The sequence below is a fragment of the Streptomyces platensis genome (genome assembly GCF_008704855.1).
GTDB classification, from domain to species: domain Bacteria; phylum Actinomycetota; class Actinomycetes; order Streptomycetales; family Streptomycetaceae; genus Streptomyces; species Streptomyces platensis.
This window is the reverse complement of the sequence record NZ_CP023691.1, coordinates 6,973,366-6,987,619: the sequence shown is the minus strand read 5'-3', so window position 1 is coordinate 6,987,619 and position 14,254 is coordinate 6,973,366. Positions and strand designations below refer to the sequence as shown.

Annotated in this window: 12 protein-coding genes; 9 read left to right on the top strand and 3 right to left on the bottom strand. The window is 72.2% G+C overall.

Annotation, left to right across the window (positions count from 1 at the left end; genetic code table 11):
• Window positions 1-35: 35 nt before the first annotated feature.
• Entirely contained in the window at window positions 36-824 is a 789-nt protein-coding gene (locus CP981_RS30815) for an aspartate/glutamate racemase family protein (RefSeq protein ID WP_085927852.1), read from the bottom strand.
• 267 nt (window positions 825-1,091) lie between these two features.
• Here CP981_RS30815 and CP981_RS30810 point away from each other — a divergent pair, with 267 nt between their 5' ends.
• Window positions 1,092-1,892 carry an IclR family transcriptional regulator gene (locus CP981_RS30810; RefSeq protein ID WP_085927853.1) on the top strand — a complete coding sequence of 267 codons (801 nt, stop codon included), beginning with the start codon at window positions 1,092-1,094 and terminating at the stop codon, window positions 1,890-1,892.
• Window positions 1,893-2,034: 142 nt separating this feature from the next.
• On the opposite strand, the gene CP981_RS30805 is transcribed toward CP981_RS30810, so the two are convergent.
• Together CP981_RS30805 and CP981_RS30800 are read right to left on the bottom strand one after the other, a co-directional pair.
• Window positions 2,035-2,325, bottom strand: coding sequence for a DUF5955 family protein (locus tag CP981_RS30805; RefSeq protein WP_085927854.1), 291 nt, complete (start codon window positions 2,323-2,325; stop codon window positions 2,035-2,037).
• Between the two features lie 496 nt (window positions 2,326-2,821).
• A complete protein-coding gene (locus tag CP981_RS30800; protein ID WP_244329860.1) occupies window positions 2,822-4,660 on the bottom strand; it encodes a serine/threonine-protein kinase in 1,839 nt (612 codons plus the stop codon).
• Between the two features lie 367 nt (window positions 4,661-5,027).
• Here CP981_RS30800 and CP981_RS30795 point away from each other — a divergent pair, with 367 nt between their 5' ends.
• The 8 genes from CP981_RS30795 (at window position 5,028) to CP981_RS30760 (ending at window position 14,223) form a co-directional block, all read left to right on the top strand.
• Complete coding sequence (locus tag CP981_RS30795) at window positions 5,028-5,252, top strand: hypothetical protein (RefSeq protein WP_085927856.1); 225 nt, start codon at window positions 5,028-5,030, stop codon at window positions 5,250-5,252.
• A gap of 158 nt (window positions 5,253-5,410) precedes the next feature.
• On the top strand, window positions 5,411-5,989 hold the full coding sequence (locus CP981_RS30790) for a nucleotidyltransferase family protein (RefSeq protein ID WP_085927857.1): 579 nt from the start codon (window positions 5,411-5,413) through the stop codon (window positions 5,987-5,989).
• Between the two features lie 278 nt (window positions 5,990-6,267).
• Window positions 6,268-7,896, top strand: a complete 1,629-nt coding sequence (gene aceB / locus CP981_RS30785; RefSeq protein WP_085927858.1) for a malate synthase A — start codon at window positions 6,268-6,270, stop codon at window positions 7,894-7,896.
• Between the two features lie 142 nt (window positions 7,897-8,038).
• Window positions 8,039-8,959: a MurR/RpiR family transcriptional regulator gene (locus CP981_RS30780; protein WP_244329859.1), complete on the top strand. Its 921-nt coding sequence runs from the start codon at window positions 8,039-8,041 to the stop codon at window positions 8,957-8,959.
• A gap of 114 nt (window positions 8,960-9,073) precedes the next feature.
• The gene (locus CP981_RS30775) at window positions 9,074-10,522 is read left to right on the top strand and encodes an APC family permease (RefSeq protein WP_085927860.1); all 1,449 of its coding nucleotides are present in this window, start codon (window positions 9,074-9,076) and stop codon (window positions 10,520-10,522) included.
• 95 nt (window positions 10,523-10,617) lie between these two features.
• Window positions 10,618-11,913 (top strand): glutamine synthetase family protein, encoded by a 1,296-nt coding sequence (locus tag CP981_RS30770; protein ID WP_167536169.1) that lies wholly within the window; start codon window positions 10,618-10,620, stop codon window positions 11,911-11,913.
• On the top strand, window positions 11,903-13,051 hold the full coding sequence (locus tag CP981_RS30765; RefSeq protein WP_085927862.1) for an amidohydrolase family protein: 1,149 nt from the start codon (window positions 11,903-11,905) through the stop codon (window positions 13,049-13,051). The genes CP981_RS30770 and CP981_RS30765 overlap by 11 nt, the downstream gene beginning before the upstream one ends.
• Window positions 13,048-14,223: a M20 metallopeptidase family protein gene (locus CP981_RS30760; protein WP_085927863.1), complete on the top strand. Its 1,176-nt coding sequence runs from the start codon at window positions 13,048-13,050 to the stop codon at window positions 14,221-14,223. The genes CP981_RS30765 and CP981_RS30760 overlap by 4 nt, the downstream gene beginning before the upstream one ends.
• The last annotated feature ends 31 nt before the right edge of the window (window positions 14,224-14,254 follow it).

The following is a 14,254-nucleotide window of genomic DNA, read 5'->3' as shown; positions in this document are numbered from 1 at the left end:
ATGGGGTGGAGCTCGGGAATTACGAGAATTATTTGTCAGATGCCTGATGTCTGTGCCGAAAATGCGGTGTGCCGTGGGGAGACCTGAGCGCGCCCCGGAGACAGATGGGCGCTCAGCGGCCAGGAGCCGATGACTTTCGGGCGGGGCGGCGCGAAACTCCGTCCCGTACTGGTGGTCAGCCCGAGGCCGACGACCGCCTCCGCGAACTTCACCGCCGCGGCGACACCGTCCACCACCGGCACACCCAGCGCCGCGGCGACCTTCTCCTGGAGCCCGGCCATCCCGCCGCAGCCCAGACAGATCACCTCGGCGCCGTCCCGGACGACCTCCCGGGCGGTCTCGATGATCACTTCGACGGTCCGCTCCGCGTCCTCCTCCAGCTCCAGGACGCCGAGCCCGGTGCCCCGGACCGCGGCGCAGCGCTGGAGGAGTCCCGCGGTCAGCAGCCGGTCCCGGATCTGCGGTACGGCACGGTCGAGGGTGGTGACGATGCCGTAGGCGTGGCCGAGCATCATCGCCATCTGGGCGGCGCTCTCGGTGATGTCCAGGACGGGTACGTCCAGCAGCTCCTGGGCGCCCTCCCGGCCCGGTTCGCCGAAACCGGCCATGACCAGCGCGTCGAAGGACAGGTCGAGGGTGGCGAGCCGGTCCAGGACGGCCGCGGCGCTGAGATACCCCTCGAAGTGGCCCTCGATGGACTCCGGCCCCCAGAGGGGTTCGGTGGCGATGATCTCGGTGCCCTGGGCGGCGGCTGTGGTGGCGGTGGCGCGGATCGAAGCGGTCATGGAAGCCGTGGTGTTCGGGTTCATGACGAGAATGCGCATGACGCTCCAGCGATTTGGAGGATTCCACAGAATGGACAGTATGTTTCGCGCAGCAGAACGTAGCTATGGCCACTGGCACCGTCAAGGGATCGGGGCCAGGTCTGCGCCCGCCCGTGACCCTCATGGGACAAAGCGGGCCTGACCGGCGGGAACGGGTGTGCGAGAGTCCATGTGTCAACGTAAGGGGACCGGTAGGCTTCTCCGGTCGGGCCCGGCGCCCGTACGCCCCAGCCGAGACCGGTCTGACCCGCCCGAAAGGAACGCTCCGTGCCGTCGTCCAGCGCCAGCCCCTCCGCCGCCGAAGCCAAGCCAGGCGCCAGCGGCGGCGTCCAGTCCCTCGAGCGCGCCTTCGACCTGCTGGAGCGGATGGCCGACGCCGGCGGCGAGGTCGGCCTGAGCGAGCTCTCCACCAGCAGCGGGCTGCCGCTCCCCACCATCCACCGCCTGATGCGCACGCTCGTCGCCTGCGGCTACGTCCGCCAGCAGCCCAACCGCCGCTACGCGCTGGGCCCCCGGCTGATCCGGCTCGGCGAGAGCTCCTCACGGCTGCTGGGCACCTGGGCCCGGCCGTTCCTGGCCCGTCTGGTCGAGGAGACCGGCGAGACCGCCAATATGGCGCTGCTCGACGGCGACGAGATCGTCTATGTCGCCCAGGTCCCGTCCCGGCACGCGGTACGGATGTTCACCGAGGTCGGCCGCCGGGTATTGCCGCACTCCACCGGCGTCGGCAAGGCCCTGCTGGCCCACCACCCGGCGGAGGAGGTCCGCGCACTGCTCGCCCGCACCGGCATGCCCGCCGCGACCGACAAGACGATCACCGACCCGGACCGCTTCCTGGAAGCGCTCGACGATGTCCGCCGCCTCGGCTACGCGGTCGACGACAACGAGCAGGAGATCGGCGTCCGCTGCCTGGCGGTGCCGGTGCCCAACTCCCCCACCTCGGCGGCGATCTCCATCTCCGGCCCGACCGGCCGCGTGACCGAGGCGTCGACGGACAAGATCGTGCCGGTGCTTCAGGACGTCGCGGCGCAGCTGTCGGTGGCGCTCGCGAATCAGACGCCGGCGTAGCGGGACCGGGCACACCCTTCGCGGGCCGGCAGGCGGCGTACGGCGCCGGTCCGCCCACCACTGCCGCGGCGCGCACTCCCCGTCCGCGAGCCCGTGCGGCACACCGGCGCGCCGGACTCAGGTCCGGGCTGCGCGGTGGTGGTCACCGGGCGCGCGGCAGCTGGCCGAAGCGGTCGATACCCTCGCGCACCTCTGCCAGCGCGAGCGACAGCGCACTCACGGAGCCGACGGCCCCGGCGATCAGCAGGAGCGAACGGCGCAGCCGGGGCACCTCGGGCATCCCGTGACTCACCATCGCGTCCAAGGCGGCCAGCTCGTCATCGGCGGCCACCCGATCCGGTAACTCCCCCGGAAGTACGGCCAGTTGGCGGCGCAGCCGGGCCACTGCCCCGCGCAGTTCCTGGACCCGTGGGTCGCCCTCGGCCCCGGTCACTCGTCGGTCCTTCTGAAGCTGTTCCACAACGACGGCGTCCTCCAAAGCCGTTGCCCGTTCCGCAATGCCGGACAGTTAACGCCACTCTGTGCTGATCGCGCCATACGGAGAGCGAAAAAACCGGATCACTGGGGGAATCGGGTGGGTGAATCGGGTGGGCGTGGCGGGGGCCTGATGGGGGCTTGGCTGAGGCGGGCTTTGTCACGCGGGCTTGGCTGAGGTGGCCCTGGCTGACGCGGCCTTGGCTGACCACGCCTTGGCCTGGCCTTGGGCAGCCTTGGCCTGGCCTTGGGCAGCCTTGGCCTGGCCTTGGCGTGACGGGGCCGTAGTTTTCCCCGCCGCCCACCCCCCTTCGGGGGGTGGGCGGGTGTAGTGACGAGGGTGCCCACCCCTGATGGGGTGGGGGAGGGGGCGGGGAGCCAGCGGCAAGGCTCAGGAACCAGCGGCCACAGGCCGCGAAGCGCACCCCTCCCCCACCGGATGCCGCCCTACCCCCTCAGGAGTCCTGCTCCGGCTCCACCGCGTTGCGCCATACCCGGACGCCGATGGTCATGTAGCTGCTGGGGTCGGACTTCGGGGCGTAGCCCTTGAAGGTGATCAGGGCGACATGGCCGTACTTGGTGGTGAGGCACATCTGGGCGCCCTTGGAGAGCTGCTTGGTCAGGATCTTGTCGGTGAACCGGGTCTCGTTGCGGCAGGTGGCGAGCGTGCCCTCCTGGCCGGCGTTGAGCAGCACCAGTTTGCCGGTCTCGGTGTCGACCTCGTCGTCCGTGTAGGAGTTGTCCGTGTACGAGAAGTCGATGTCCGTGTCGTTGTCCGAGTTGGCCGGACGGACCGGCTCGTCGGCCAGCGAAATGTGGTAGTCGGCGGGCAGGTTGATGGTCTTGTAGTCGACCGGGGTCGGGTCCTGCGCCGGGGCGTCGTCGTCGCCGTCACCGGGGCTCGCGGTCGGGTCCGCGGCGGGCGTCGGCGAGTCGCCCTTGTTCGCCGTCTTGCTGTCGCCGGTGGCCTGGTTGCCCTTCTTCTGACCGTCGCTCTTCATGACGGTGTAGACGGCGGCGCCGCCGGCGCCCGCGAAGGCCAGCAGACAGACCACCACCAGGGCCGCGATCAGCCCCTTGCGCTTCTTCTTCGGCGGCTGTGCGGCGGGCACCGGGGCGGTCGGGCCGGTCATCGCCGGGCCGGTGACCGTGGGCCCGGTGGCCGTCGGGCCCGTGGCCGTCGGCGCACCGGCTCCGGCGGCGGTCGGCGCGTAGGCCGCCGGGCCGAACCCGGGCGGCGGGGTCTGCGGGTGGTTCAGCGCGGTCGGCACCGGCGCGACCGGCGCCGCGGGCTGCGTCGGCGGCTGCGGCGGAACCGGGGCCTGAGCAGGCGGGGCCGGCTGGGCCGGGGCACCCGCGGTGGGCGCCTCCAGCGGGGGCGGCGGCGTCTGTGCGGGCGCGGGCGCGGCGGCGCGCGTGGTGATGTCGGCGGCGACGGCGGTGGGCAGCCATTCCTCGGGGCGGCGCAGCTGCGTCTGCCCGGAGGCGGCGCCGCACAGCTCGATCACCTCGGCGACGGACGGCCGGTCCGACGCCTCCTTGGACAGGCAGCGGGTCACCAACTCCCGCAGCTCGTCGGGGAGTCCGGTCAGGTCCGGCTCTTCGTGGACGATGCGGTAGAGCACACCGTGCGAGGTGCCCTCACCGAACGCGGGGGTGCCGATGGCCGCGTAGGCGGCGACCTGGCCGAGCGCGAAGACATCGGTGGCGGGGCTGATGGTGCTGCCCGCGGCCTGCTCGGGCGCCATGAAGGTGGGGGTGCCGACGGTGACGCCGCTGCTGGTCAGGGACGTGGCGTCGGCGGCGCGGGCGATACCGAAGTCGATGACACGCGGGCCGTCGGCGGCCAGCAGCACATTGGACGGCTTCAGATCGCGGTGCACGATGCCCGCGCCGTGGATGACCTGAAGCGCCTCGGCGATCCCGGCGACCAGCAGCAGCACGGTCGGCACGGGCAGCTTGCCGTGTTCGGCGACCGCCGCGGCGAGCGAGGGGCCGGGGACGTACGCGGTGGCGAGCCAGGGGCTGTGGCCTTCGGCGTCGCTGTCGATGACGGGCGCGGTGTACAGGCCCTGGACGCGCTGCGCTGACTGCACCTCCTGCTTGAAGCGGCGGCGGAACTCCGCGTCCTCGCTGAACTCGGGGCGGATCACCTTGATGGCCACCGGCCGCCCGCCGGGGGTGTAGGAGAGATAGACCTTGCCCATACCGCCGGAGCCGAGCCTGGCCGTGAGGCGATAGCCCGCGATCACCCGCGGATCGTCACCTTCCAGCGGATGGAAGATTCCGGACACGCCTGAACTGTTCACCACTACTACCGTCCCCCGGCTCAGAAATAGGCCCGCCACGTCGGCACGACGACCACAACATCCGCAACGGGGCAGAACCTTATCCGGCCAGGCGCCGCACCCTCACATCGCCGGTCGGCGAACGGCCGCCTTGTCCGAAGAGCCGCTTTCGCGACGGCTTTTGGCGTTCGAGGCGGCCCGGACTCGGCCCTGGCGCACGATGCCCAAAAATGGCCTGATGATGCGTCGGCACATACGTTCCCCCGGCCCCCCTTTGGTGTGGGCACGCAGGATCTGATGCGTATGGCGCGGCACGATGGAGCATTCTCCCTTTCAAGGAAATATCCGGCATATCACTGGATCGGAGATTGCCATGGAGCCCCACTCCGGCCCCGACACCGGCTCGAACCCCCGTCGGGTCAGCGTCGTCCAACTCATCTGCCGCGCGTACGGCCTGTCGGACGCCTCGGAAATCACGATGGAGCACATAGACCGCTATGTCGCCGAACGCCGGCAGGCCGAGGAACGGACGCACCAGCTGCGGGACCGGCTCCGGCCGCACATCCCCCGGCCACGGGCCGCCGGTGACGCGGCCTGACCCGGTCGGCCGCGCCCCAACGGGGCGCGGAGCGGGGTGCCATGAGGTAAGCAGTCCCCATGGCACCGACAACACCGGAAGACCCGCGAGAACTGCCGCACCACGCCCGGCCGGACGCCCCTGAGGGGACGCGGAGCGCCGGGCGGCCCGAGGGGAGGGTGGCCGGTCTGCTGCTCGCCGCGGGCGGCGGGCGGCGACTGGGGGGACGGCCCAAGGCGCTGCTCGACCACCGGGGACGGCCGCTGGTCGAGCACGCCGCGCGGGCCCTGCGGGACGGCGGCTGCCACCCGGTACACATCGTGCTGGGCGCGGCCGCCGCTTCCGTGCGTGAACGGGCCGAGCTGGCGGCGTACGAGCACTCGGAGAACCCGGACTGGGCCCGGGGGATGGGCACTTCGCTGCGGGCGGGACTGGCCGCACTGGCGGAGTCCGGGGCGGACGCGGTGGTGGTGTCCCTGGTGGATCAGCCGGGCATCGGCGCCGCGGCGGTGGCGCGGGTGGTGGCGGCGTACCGCGGGCGCGGCTCGCTCGTCTCCGCGGCGTACGGCGGCCGGCGGGGGCACCCGGTGCTCTTCGGCGCCGACCGCTGGGCGGACATCGCGGCGACCGCGGAGGGCGACCGCGGTGCGCGGGCCTATCTCCAGCGGCATGCGGACGTCCTCACCCTCGTCGAGTGCTCCGATGTCGCGGAGCCGTACGACATCGACACGCCGGAGGACCTTCACCGTCTGGAGTGAGAGCGGGCGCCGGCGGGCACTCGGCGGGCCGGGAGCGGGAGTAATGGAGAGTGACCGGTGTGGCACCGAGAGCCATTCGATCACCACTTCTGTCGAGCCGGAGAATCTCGACATCAACAAACCATTGAAGTTCCGCGATAAGGAAACTAGTCTCCACTGGTCAGAAGCGCCCTGAACCCCAGTCGGCGCCCGCGACCGTATCCGGGAGCCCGCGGCACCCCGTGCCGCCCGGCGTTCCTGCGGCCGCCGGGCACCGCCGCTGAATGGAGTGACAGCTCATGTCCGCACCAGCGCCGTCCCCGCTGGCCATCGCCGACGTCGATCCCGCGCACACCCCCGATCGCCAGGGAGAGGTCCTCACCGACGCCGCGCTCACCTTCGTCGCCGAGCTTCACCGCCGGTTCACCCCGCGCCGCGACGAGCTGCTGGCCCGCCGTGCCGAGCGCCGCGCCGAGATCGCCCGGACCAGCACGCTGGACTTCCTCCCGGAGACCGCGGCCGTCCGCGCCGACGACAGCTGGAAGGTCGCCGAGGCGCCCGCGGCGCTCAATGACCGCCGGGTGGAGATCACCGGTCCCACCGACCGCAAGATGACCATCAACGCGCTCAACTCGGGCGCCAAGGTCTGGCTCGCCGACTTCGAGGACGCCTCGGCGCCGACCTGGGAGAACGTCATCTCCGGGCAGCTCAACCTGATCGACGCCTACGAGCGCCGGATCGACTTCACCGATGCCGCGTCCGGCAAGTCGTACGCCCTCAAGGCCGCCGAGGAGCTCGCCACCGTCGTCATGCGGCCGCGCGGCTGGCACCTGGACGAGCGTCACCTTCAGTTCGAGGGGCGGCCGGTGCCCGGCGCCCTGGTGGACTTCGGGCTGTACTTCTTCCACAACGCCCGGCGCCTCCTGGACCTCGGCAAGGGCCCGTACTTCTACCTGCCGAAGACCGAGTCGTACCTGGAGGCCCGCCTCTGGAACGAGATCTTCGTCTTCGCCCAGGACTATGTCGGCATCCCCCAGGGCACGGTGCGCGCCACCGTCCTGATCGAGACCATCACGGCCGCGTACGAGATGGAGGAGATCCTCTACGAGCTGCGCGACCACGCCTCGGGCCTGAACGCCGGCCGCTGGGACTACCTCTTCTCCATCGTCAAGAACTTCCGTGACGGCGGCGCCAAGTTCGTCCTCCCGGACCGCAACGCGGTCACGATGACGGCGCCGTTCATGCGCGCCTACACCGAACTCCTCGTCCGCACCTGCCACAAGCGCGGGGCGCACGCGATCGGCGGGATGGCGGCCTTCATCCCCAACCGCCGCGACCCGGAGGCCAACGAGCAGGCCCTCACCAAGGTCAGGAACGACAAGGACCGGGAGGCCGGCGACGGCTTCGACGGCTCCTGGGTCGCCCACCCCGACCTGGTCCCGGTCGCCCGTGCCTCCTTCGACGCGGTACTCGGCGACCGGCCGAACCAGAAGGACCGCCTGCGCGAGGACGTCTCGGTCTCGGCCGCCGACCTCATCGCCATCGACTCCCTCGACGCCAAGCCCACCTACCAGGGCCTGATCGACGCGGTCCAGGTCGGCACCCGTTACATCGAGGCCTGGCTGCGCGGCCTGGGTGCCGTCGCCATCTTCGGCCTCATGGAGGACGCCGCGACCGCCGAGATCTCCCGCTCCCAGATCTGGCAGTGGGTCGACGCCGGGGTCGTCTTCGAGAACGGCGAGAAGGCCACCGCGGACCTGGTGCGCACGATCGCGGCGGAGCAACTGGCCGCCATCCGTGCCGAGATCGGCGCGGACGCCTTCGCCTCGGGCAAGTGGCAGCAGGCCCATGACCTGCTGCTGAAGGTGGCGCTGGACGCGGACTACGCGGAGTTCCTGACGCTGCCCGCGTACGAGCTGCTGGGCTGATCCGGCTCGGCGCACGTCCCGGCTGTGCCGCGGTTCCCCTCCGGAACCGCGGCACAGCGGCGTTTTCGCCGCCACCCCGCGGCACTGTGGGTGCCCCGGCCCGGTGTGGTGTCATGTGATCACCAAGTGGAGAGGCAGTCGGATGGATCGTCGGCCAGGAGATCAGGGTGCGCCGTCGGGCGGGCGCGGGGACGCGGGCGCGGGCCAGGAGTCGGGGACGACGGTGGCCGAGCGGCTGCGGCGGGTCCAGGGCTCCCTGTCGCCCGCGGAGCTCAAGATCGCCCGGGCGCTGATGGCGCACTACCCCGCGGCGGGCCTGGAGTCGACGTCCGGGCTGGCCGCGCGGGCGGGGGTGAGCCCGCCGACCGTGGTCCGCTTCGTCGCCCGGCTCGACTTCGACGGCTACCGGCAGTTCCAGCAGTCGCTGCGGGACGAGGTGCAGGCGCGCCGTGCCTCGCCGCTGACCCTGCGGCCGGTGGTCAGCGAGAGCTCGCCGACCTCGGAGCTGATCGAGGCGGCGGAGGAGGTCGGCCGGGGGGCGCTGGGCCAGACCTTCGCCGCGCTGCCGGAGCAGGAGTTCGACCGGGCGGTGGAGCTGATCTGTGACCCGGCGAAGCGGATCGTGAGCTTCGGCGGGCGGTTCTCCCGGCTGCTGGCCGAGTACCTGGATCTGCATCTGCGCCTGCTGCGGCCGGGCACCCAGGTGCACATACCGGCCCCCGGCCAGGACGGCGGCTTCCGGGTGGATCTCGGGCGGCGGGAGGTGTGTGTGGTCTTCGACTTCCGGCGCTATCAGCGCGACACGGTGGAGCTCGCCCGTTTGGCGCATGAGCGCGGCGCGCGGGTGGTGCTGTTCACCGATCCGTGGCTGTCGCCCGTGGCCGAGTTCGCGGATGTGGTGCTGCCGGTGCGGGTCGAGGCGCCCAGTCCGTTCGACAGCATCGTGGCGCCGGTGGCGGTGGTGGAGACGCTGGTGGCCGCGGTGCATGTGCGCCTGGGCGCGGCGGCGGAGGAGCGGATGCGGGCCGCGGAGGAGGCGTCGGGCGACCGCACCATGGAGTGAGGCCGTGAAATGAATATTTCATGCACAGCCATTGACGCGCGCCCTGGAACGTATGTTTCATGACGGGACTCGGGCTGCTGCGGACGCAGCCCCGTCTCCTCCTCGGAGCGCCCTGTGTCGAATCCCCCTCGAACACGCAAGCTGCGCTTGTGGGAAGCGCTGACCCTCTCCGTCGGTCTGATGGGGCCTACGCTCGCCATGGGCCTCAACGGGGCCGGAGTGGCAGCCACGGTCGGCAAGGCCGTCCCGCTCGTCTTCCTTCTCGGTCTCCTCGGTGTCGGCCTGGTCGCCTACGGCTTCTGGCGGCTGACCCAGCACTTCCACCAGGCCGGTTCCGTCTACGCCCTGGCCGGGGCCACCATCGGCCCGCGCGCCGGTTTCTTCGGCGGCTTCGCCCTGCTGGGCACCTATCTCGCCTTTCTCGTCTGCACCCTCGCCGCGACCGGTGTCTTCGCGCAGGCCTTCCTGCACGCGCTGGGCATCCGCTCCACCGGCCCCTGGGTGGCCGTCGCGCTCCTCGCGGCCGTCGGCGTCACCGCGCTCAACTCCCGCGACGGCCGCACCACCGCCCGCACCCTGCTGATCGTGGAAGGCATCGGCATCCTCGCCATGCTGGTGCTCGCCGCCGTCGTCATGGGGCGGGCCGCCACGGGGTCGGCGCCCCGGCACCAGAGCCTGGACCTGTCGGTGTTCACCGCCGGCGGCACCACGTACGGCGCGGTCATGACGGCCACCGTCTTCGCCTTCCTGTCCTGGGCCGGGTTCGAGGCCTGCGCGTCGCTGGGTGAGGAGACCGACGACCCCAAGCGCAACATCCCCCGCGCGCTGGCCGGCAGCGTGCTGCTGACCGGTGGCCTCTACGTCCTGATGATGTTCGCCCAGACCATCGGCTTCGGCACCGACGCCCGGGGCGTGCGCGAGTTCGGTGCGGCGGAGTCGGCCCTGTCGTCGCTCTCCGGGCAGTACATCGGCACCTGGTTCGCGCTCGTCATCGCCTTCACCGCGGTCGCCTCCGCCTTCGCCGCTGCGCTGTCCTCCTCGGCGGCGGCCGCCCGTATGGTCCAGGCACTGGCCCGGGACGGCTTCGGGCCGCGCGCCCTCGCCCGCACCCACCCCGTCACCGGTGCCCCGACCACGGCGCTGCGGGTGTGCGGCGCCGTCGCGGCGGCGCTGGCCGCGGTGATGTACGGGACCGGGGCCGGCGCCTTCGACACGTACTACTGGTACGCCACCCTCGGCGTGCTGTGCGTCCTGGTGGTGTACGCGGTCGCCGGCGTCGGGGTGATCGTCTTCACCGTCTCCGGCCGGGGCCGTATCCCCCGCTGGGAACTGGTGGTGCCGGTCGCGGGGCTGGGCTATCTGGGCTTCGTCTTCCTCCAGCAGTCGACCGGCCAGCGCGCCCCCTACACCTACTTCCCCTGGATCGCCGCAGCCTGGTGCCTGGCCGGTGTCGCGGTCGTCCTGTTCGCCCCCTCTCTCACCCGGCGCATCGGCGCCCGGCTGGCCGGCGAGCTGGTCGCCGACGCGCAGCTGCCCGCCCCGAACCGAAAGGTGCCCTCATGACCCTGGTGCGCACGAAGGGGACGGGGCCGGGACTCCTCGGTCCCGCCGCCCCTTGTCCCTCCCCCGCTCTCCGCACCGCACCCGAGGACTCCCCGATGACCGACGCCGCCACCGTCTTCGTCGCCACCTGCGATCTGGCCGGGCAGGTACGGGGGCGTGCGGTGCCCGCCGCGGACCAGGCCTCCGCACTGCGCTCCGGCACCGGATGGGTCCCGGCCGATCTCGCGATCTCCGCGTTCGGCCCGATCGCGCCCGACAACGTCTTCGGTTCACGGGGCGACCTGCGGCTGATCCCGGACCCGGCCACCGGCGTCGACATCCCGGCGGACGGGGACGCGCCCGCGCAACGGCTCTACCTCGCCGACCAGACCCTGCCCGACGGGGAACCCTGGCCCTGCTGCCCGCGCACCTTCCTCCGCAACGCGGTCGAGGAGCTGCGCGAGCGCACCGGGATCGAGGTGGTCGCCGCCATCGAGCACGAATTCGTGCTCGGCGGACTGCCGGCGAGCCCGCCGTTCTCGCTCCAGCGCTTCCGCCAGGCGGAGCCCTTCGGCTCGGACCTCGTACGGCTCCTGGAGCAGGCCGGGCTCCAGCCGGAGAACTGGCTCCCGGAATACGGGGACGGCCAGTTCGAGATCACCCTGCGCCCCGGTACCGCGATGGCCGCCGCCGACCGCGCCGTCCTCCTCAAGGAGCTGGTGCGCGACCTCGCCCGCCGTCGTGGCCTGCCGGTCAGCTTCGCGCCCCTCCTCGCACCCGACGGAGTGGGCAACGGGGTCCACCTCCATCTGAGCCTGCGGGACGCCGAGGGCCGTCCGGTCCTCTTCGACGCCGCGCGGCCGGGCCGTCTTTCGGCGCTCGGCGCCCGGTTCTCCGCCGGCATCCTGCGCCACACCCCGGCGCTGACCGCCTGGACGGCGCCGAGCCCGGTCTCCTTCCTCCGGCTCACTCCGCACCGCTGGAGCGCCGGCGGGATCTTCCTGGCCGAGCACAACCGCGAGTCGCTGCTGCGGATCTGCCCCACGACCCAGCTCGCCGGGTCCGATCCCGCCGCCCAGTTCAACCTGGAGTACCGCGCGGCGGACGCCACCGCCAATCCCTGGCTCGCCCTGGGGGTCCTGCTCCGCGCCGGGCTGGAAGGGCTGGTCCGCGACTACGACGAGCCCACGGTGTGGCCGGAGGACACCGACGCCGCGGTGCTCGACGGGGTCCCCGCCCTCCCCTCCTCCCTCGAAGAGGCCCTGCACGCACTCGAAGCGGACGAGGTCGTGCGGTCGTGGTTCGACCCGCGGCTGCTCGCCACTCATCTGTCGGTCAAGCGGTCCGAGCTCGCGCAGCTGGCCGGGCTGGACGAGGCCGCACGTATCCGGAAGGTTGCCGATGTCTACTGATGCCCTGGCGGCGGCGCTCGCGGAACTTCCCCTCGTGGACCACCATGTCCACGGCGCGCTCCGCGACGACGTCGACCGCGCCGGACTGGAGCTGATGCTCACCGAGTCCGACCGCCCGGTCCCGCCGTGGATGACCCAGTTCGACTCGCAGATCGGGTTCGCGGTGCGCCGCTGGTGCGCCCCGGTCCTCGGCCTCCCCGCGCACCCCGCGCCGGAGGCCTATCTCTCCCGGCGCCGCGAACTGGGCGCGGCCGAGGTCAACCGCCGGCTGCTCGCGGCCTCGGGCATCGACCACTACCTGCTGGAGACCGGGTACGGCGGCGCGGAGATCCTCGGCACCGACGAGATGGCCCGGGCCTCCGGACGCCCCGTCGACGAGATCGTACGGCTGGAGTCGGTGCTGGAGGACGTGGCCCGCAGCGGTGTGGCCGCGGCCGACCTGCCCGAGCGGTTCCGCGAGACCCTCGCCGCACGGACCGTGGACGCGGTCGGCCTCAAGAGCATCGTCGCCTACCGGTTCGGCTTCGACTTCGACCCCGCGCGGCCGTCCGACGACGAGGTGACCGCCGCGGCCGGGGCCTGGCTGGCCGATAGCGCGCGCACCGGAACCGTCCGGGTCAGCGACCCCGTGCTGCTGCGCTTCGTGCTGTGGTCCGGCGTCGACCGGGGGCTGCCCATCCAACTGCACGCCGGATACGGCGATCCGGACGTGGAACTGCACCGCTGCGACCCGCTGCTGCTCACCCGGTTCATCAGGAATGTGCAGCCGCACGGCGTCGACCTGATGCTGCTGCACTGCTACCCCTTCCACCGCAACGCCGGGTATCTGGCGCAGGTCTTCCCGCATGTCTTCTTCGACGTCGGGCTCGGGGTGAACTACACCGGGGTGCGCTCCGACGCCGTGGTCGCCGAATCGCTGGAGCTGGCTCCGTTCGCCAAGATCCTCTTCTCCAGCGACGCCTGGGGACCGCCCGAACTGCACCATCTGGGCGCGCTGTTGTGGCGGCGCGGCATGCTGCGGGCGATGGCGCCGTGGGTCGGCAGCGGCGAATGGGACCTCGATGAGGCGGTCCGGGTGGCCCGCATGATCGGACACGACAACGCCCGCCGGGTCTACGGTCTGGAGGGCGGCGCATGAGCAGCGATACCACCCTCACCGCCCTCGCGGCGCAGCTCGAACTGGAGCTGGACGGCGCCGTCGAGCTGCGCCATCAACTCCATGCCCGGCCCGGGCTGTCCGGCGACGAGGCCGCCACCCGCGAGCTGGTGCTCGCCGCGCTGCCCGGCGGGCACGCGGCCACGGAGGTCGCCGGCACCGGAGCCGTGGTCCGCGTGGGCGGCGGCGGTCCGGCCATCGCCGTGCGCGGGGAACTCGACGCCCTGGCGGTGCACGAGGAGACCGGGGTGCCCTGGGAGTCCCGGCACCCGGGGGTGATGCACGCCTGCGGTCATGATGTGCACCTGGCCGCGCTGGTCGCCCTCGCGCGGGCGGTGGACCGGATCGGCGGCCCGGCCCCGCTGCTCGCCGTATTGCAGCCCCGCGAGGAGACCTATCCTTCCGGCGCGCAGGACGTCACCGAGGACGGGATCCTCGACCGGGAGCAGTGCCGGGCGGCCGTCGGGGCGCATGTCCAGCCGCTGCTCGCGGCGGGCACCGTCGCCTGCACCCCCGGTGGCGTCAACGCCTCGGCGGACGAGTTCACCGTGACCGTCCGGGGCGACGGCGGCCACGCGGCCTACCCGCACCTCACCCGCGACCCGGTCGTCACCCTCGCCCATGTCGTGGTCGCCCTCCAGAGCCTGGTGAGCCGTGAGACCGATCCGATGTCCTCCGTGGTGCTGAGCGTCACCACACTCGCCGCCGGAACCGCGGCGAATGTCGTCCCCGGCTCCGCCGAGGCGGGCGGCACCCTGCGCGCGATGCGGACCGCCGACCGCGAGTTCCTCCATCAACGGCTGGTGGAGACCGCCGAGTTGGTGGCCAAGGCGTACGGCTGCACCGCGGATGTCCGGATCACCCGGGGCGAGCCGGTGCTCGACAACGACGCGGCACTGACCGCCGCGACCCAGCCGCTGCTCGCGTCCCTCGGACTGAAGGTCGCCACCGATCTGCGGTCCGCGGGCGCGGACGACTTCTCGTACTTCTCCGCGCGGATGCCCGCGCTGATGCTGTTCGTGGGGACGCACGGCGGCACCGAACAGCTGCACTCCCCGACGTTCCTGCCGCCCGACGAACGAGTGCGGGACGTCGCCCACGCCCTGCTCGCCGGCTATGTGGCCGCCGCGGAGCAGTTCATCCCACGGCCCTGACACCCGCCACGAGCGCGGCACCGCCCGCACC

Excerpts from the sequence above, each read along its gene's own strand:
- CP981_RS30815 (WP_085927852.1), bottom strand. The coding sequence starts at position 824 with ATGCGCATTCTCGTCATGAACCCGAACACCACGGCTTCCATGACCGCT.
- CP981_RS30795 (WP_085927856.1), top strand. The coding sequence starts at position 5,028 with ATGGAGCCCCACTCCGGCCCCGACACCGGCTCGAACCCCCGTCGGGTC.
- aceB (WP_085927858.1), top strand. The coding sequence starts at position 6,268 with ATGTCCGCACCAGCGCCGTCCCCGCTGGCCATCGCCGACGTCGATCCC.
- CP981_RS30780 (WP_244329859.1), top strand. The coding sequence starts at position 8,039 with ATGGATCGTCGGCCAGGAGATCAGGGTGCGCCGTCGGGCGGGCGCGGG.
- CP981_RS30770 (WP_167536169.1), top strand. The coding sequence starts at position 10,618 with ATGACCGACGCCGCCACCGTCTTCGTCGCCACCTGCGATCTGGCCGGG.
- CP981_RS30765 (WP_085927862.1), top strand. The coding sequence starts at position 11,903 with ATGTCTACTGATGCCCTGGCGGCGGCGCTCGCGGAACTTCCCCTCGTG.
- CP981_RS30760 (WP_085927863.1), top strand. The coding sequence starts at position 13,048 with ATGAGCAGCGATACCACCCTCACCGCCCTCGCGGCGCAGCTCGAACTG.